The following is a 3,552-nucleotide window of genomic DNA, read 5'->3' on the forward strand; positions in this document are numbered from 1 at the left end:
GGGGGGAACCGACCTCCGACGCCTCCTCCGCCGGAGGGGCACTCTCCGGCCCACCCTCCCGAGCGAGGGGTGGCTCATTGGCAGCCTCGCTCAGCGCCAGGTCGATCATGGCGCTGAGTTGCGCTGCGGTGGCGCGCTGGCCTTCCGGCACACCCACCGTGCTGGCGAGGTGCTCCAGGTACTCGCGCCCGCGTCCGTTGGTCAGGGCCAGCAGCTCGTCGCGGAGCCGCTCCTCTTCGGGGCTGCGCGACGCCTGAGCGGACGGTCGGTTCGGGGATGATGCCGGGGCACCACCGGCCGCCCGCTCAGGCTGCTCTTCGGGCTCGCGGTCGTACTTGACCCAGCCCAACTTTCGATCGATCTCCCAACGACCCTTGCGGTAGATGGGCAGCGCCTTGGGTGCCTTCACCTTGCCGGTGCGCTGGTCCACCTCGCACTCGACGGCGATCTTCGGCAGCTCGTACAGCTCGCGCCCGATGCCGAAGTGGACGGCGGCCCGCCGTGGATGACGAGCAACCGGGACAAGGTGCGGTCCTACCTGGCCCGCGTCGAGGGAGCGCAGGACGATGCGGCCTAGGCTCCTCGACCTGTTCTGTGGCGCCGGCGGAGCGGCAATGGGCTACCACCGCGCGGGCTTCGAGGTATATGGCGTAGACATCCATCCGCAGCCACACTACCTCGAAAGCGGGGCTACGGCCCTTATCCAGTCTGATGCCCTCGCATATCTCAGGGCTCTGATCGAGTGGCAGCCCAAGATCGGGGAGTGGGATGCCATCCACGCTTCGCCACCCTGTCAGGCCTATACCCGCAAGGCCGCGGATTGGGGCCGGAAAAGGAACCACTGGACCGAGCACCTAGACCTGCTGGGACCAACGCGGGAACTGCTCCGGGCGACTGGTCTGCCCTACGTCATCGAGAACGTGCCTGGGGCGCCAATCGACGCCCAGCTCGAACTCTGCGGCACCCACTTCGGGTTGCGGATCATCAAGCACCGCCTATTCGAGGCGAACTGGCCGCTCCCGATGGCCCCCGCCTCGTGCGACCACCGCGACGTTTACAACCCGTGGAGTGGCAAGGGCCGGTCGGCGGATCAACTCCGCGAGGCCCAAGGCACGCCGTGGATTCCGATGAGCGGCGGAGCCAGCCGGAAGGCTGGCGTGACGGGCGACCTGTTCAACGCCATCCCGCCGGCCTACACCGAGCACATCGGGCGTGCGCTGATGGCGTATCTCGCCGCGGAGCGTGCCGCATGATCGACGCCCTCCCCGGCTCCGATGCACACGTCGAGATGGTGCTCCGCGCCGAAGGTCCGCTCACCCAAGCCCAACTCGCCCATCGCGTGTACGGCACCCCCGTGCATGCCACCGGGGACGCAGGCGAGGACCGCGCCCGACGGACGGCCATCCGCAACGTACAGGCTGCCATCCAGGCCATGCGTGAGCGAGGCGTACCGGTGGTGTCCGACGAGAACGGCGTGTGGTGCGCCAGAACGGCCCTAGAAGCCATGGAAGCCTACCGAGCCCTGCGACGACGTGCCCTCGGCCAGTTGCGTACCGCTGCTGCCGTGAAGCGGGCGGCGTTCGCCATGCAGCGGGCCGAGGCGAAGGTGGAGCCGCTGACATTGTGGGAGGCGGCGGCGTGAAGGCCGTTTACCGCTTCGTGGATCGCCACTTTGACAAGTTTCTGCTGCTGGCGTGTGTCCTGTCGGGGCTCTCGTTGGTGCTTCGGTGGTTCGGGCTATGACCGACAACCGCCTACTCCGCGTGTACGGCGTGGCCCTCGACGGCAGCGCCGAGACGGGCGGCGTGGATACCTGGCTCGACTACCTCGAAACGGACCTGCGCGCCATCAGCCAGCGCCGGTTGACGCGCGACCAGCGCGCCCGCCTGCTGCGGCTGCTCGAGGACGCCTACGCCAACAGCCGGCGGCGGCGATTGGAGCCGAAGGGACGTGCCGCGTGAGCCCCGCCACCTGTGACCGCATCCGCCAGTTGCGCTTTTCCGGGGTGCGCCCATCCTCCATCGCCGACCGGCTGCACCTGTCCACCGCCGAAGTTATCCGTGCCCTGGATGCCGACCTGACCGCGCTGAACATCCGTACCACGCGGCGATACCAGCGCTGCCAGTCGCGCGGCGGCTGCGTGCCGTCGGGGCGGATCGTGTCGCGCTCGTTCCCGATGGGGCTGGTGGAGCTGCCGTTGTGCAAGCGGTGTGGCGTGCCGATGCGGGGCAAGGGGCGGGCATCGAAGGTGAGCTGGCGGGAGCGGGGGAGGGGTGAGGAGTGACCCGCCCACGTCGCCGCGACAAGTTCTGGATGGTCACGCTGGCCGACCGGAAGCCGGAGATCTACCGCGAGGACGTGCCGATGTACTTCCCGCGCAAGCGCGACGCCATCGGCTACCGGCAGGAACTCGAAGGCGACCCGGACAACGACGACCACTTCATCGTCACCGAATCCGACGAGCCGTGGGACGCCATCGCGTGGCCGTGGCTGGAGGAGTGGGCGTGATCGCCTACCGCGACTCGTGGCCCTCCCTCGACCGACTGTGGGCCGCTCGCCACCAGCCGTTCCGCCATCCGTGGATGGGGGAGCAGCGGGTGTGCCCGGTGTGCTCCGGGCTGTACACGGCGGGGGAGTGGAGCGCCCATCGACGGAGCGTGGCGCATCGAACGAATCGGGAGCAGCGGCGGTGAACCTCCACGCCCTCCTCGGAGACTGCATCGCCATCTGCATCGGCCTGTTGGCCGGTGGGATGGTGGGGTGGGTGGCGCGGTGACGGGCATGCGCGACCACACCTTCGGCTGCACATGTCAGCGACATGTGCGACCTTGGAAACGGTCGGAGCATTGGAGCGCGGCAGAGGTCGCGTTCCTCGAACGCTGGTACGGCATCTGGCCCGACGAGAAGATCGCGAAGCGGCTCGGACGCACGGCCGTCGGGGTGGATGTGAAGGCCGGCCGGCTCGGCATCCGCAAGCGCGACAACGGCTACACCGCCCGTGAGCTCGGCCGTCTGCTCGGGACGGATGCGACTGTCATCAGCAAGCAGTGGCTTCGGCGCGGCCTGCTCATGGCTCACCACGGCTATCGGCAGGGACCATCGCCGGTACACCTGATCCCGCACGCCGAGGTCGAGCGGTTCATCGTCGAGCATGGCGAGTGGATCACCGCGGCCAACATCCCGGCCGACTCGCCGTTCCGCTTCCTCGTCGAGTCCCACCGCTGGTATTCGCTGCCCGAGCTTGTGGAGATTACCGGCCGTACCAACCTGGACGTTGACATCCGGGCCGGACGCATCGCGGCCCGCAAGCGGGGGACGTGGTGGATGGTGCCGGCGTCGGAACTGCCGAAGATCCGACGGCTGCCGCCCGATGCTCGTTCGGAGGCTGTATGGAGGCGCGCGAGTCGGCTTCGCGTGCGGCGCAACCGGCGCAAGGGACTCGCCGCATGACCCGAGATACCGCACATGCGTTCGAGGCACCCCGACGATGACGCAACGCAAGAGGGCGACCCACTTCGCCCTCATGGATACCGCCTTCGCGGCCGACCGCAA

At 68.6% G+C, this 3,552-nt stretch carries 7 protein-coding genes; 6 read left to right on the top strand and 1 reads right to left on the bottom strand.

Annotation, left to right across the window (positions count from 1 at the left end):
• Positions 1 to 430 (bottom strand): hypothetical protein (locus JSV65_06605; protein UCH36018.1); only part of this gene is annotated, 430 nt, incomplete at its 3' end.
• 136 nt (positions 431 to 566) lie between these two features.
• Here JSV65_06605 and JSV65_06610 point away from each other — a divergent pair.
• The 6 genes from JSV65_06610 to JSV65_06635 all read left to right on the top strand — a co-directional run bounded on the left by JSV65_06610 (position 567) and on the right by JSV65_06635 (position 3,450).
• Positions 567 to 1,253, top strand: a complete 687-nt coding sequence (locus JSV65_06610; GenBank protein ID UCH36019.1) for a DNA cytosine methyltransferase — start codon at positions 567 to 569, stop codon at positions 1,251 to 1,253.
• Complete coding sequence (locus JSV65_06615) at positions 1,250 to 1,642, top strand: hypothetical protein (protein UCH36020.1); 393 nt, start codon at positions 1,250 to 1,252, stop codon at positions 1,640 to 1,642. The genes JSV65_06610 and JSV65_06615 overlap by 4 nt, the downstream gene beginning before the upstream one ends.
• A gap of 97 nt (positions 1,643 to 1,739) precedes the next feature.
• Positions 1,740 to 1,961: a hypothetical protein gene (locus tag JSV65_06620; GenBank protein ID UCH36021.1), complete on the top strand. Its 222-nt coding sequence runs from the start codon at positions 1,740 to 1,742 to the stop codon at positions 1,959 to 1,961.
• Positions 1,958 to 2,284: a hypothetical protein gene (locus JSV65_06625; protein UCH36022.1), complete on the top strand. Its 327-nt coding sequence runs from the start codon at positions 1,958 to 1,960 to the stop codon at positions 2,282 to 2,284. Before JSV65_06620 ends, JSV65_06625 begins: the two co-directional genes overlap by 4 nt.
• Positions 2,281 to 2,508, top strand: coding sequence for a hypothetical protein (locus JSV65_06630; GenBank protein ID UCH36023.1), 228 nt, complete (start codon positions 2,281 to 2,283; stop codon positions 2,506 to 2,508). The genes JSV65_06625 and JSV65_06630 overlap by 4 nt, the downstream gene beginning before the upstream one ends.
• Positions 2,509 to 2,820: 312 nt before the next feature.
• Positions 2,821 to 3,450 carry a hypothetical protein gene (locus JSV65_06635; protein UCH36024.1) on the top strand — a complete coding sequence of 210 codons (630 nt, stop codon included), beginning with the start codon at positions 2,821 to 2,823 and terminating at the stop codon, positions 3,448 to 3,450.
• Positions 3,451 to 3,552: the final 102 nt, after the last annotated feature.

The sequence above is a fragment of the Armatimonadota bacterium genome (assembly GCA_020354555.1).
Lineage (GTDB): Bacteria > Armatimonadota > Hebobacteria.

Coding starts and splice junctions, on each gene's coding strand:
- JSV65_06610 (UCH36019.1), top strand. CDS start 567: ATGCGGCCTAGGCTCCTCGACCTGTTCTGTGGCGCCGGCGGAGCGGCA.
- JSV65_06615 (UCH36020.1), top strand. CDS start 1,250: ATGATCGACGCCCTCCCCGGCTCCGATGCACACGTCGAGATGGTGCTC.
- JSV65_06620 (UCH36021.1), top strand. CDS start 1,740: ATGACCGACAACCGCCTACTCCGCGTGTACGGCGTGGCCCTCGACGGC.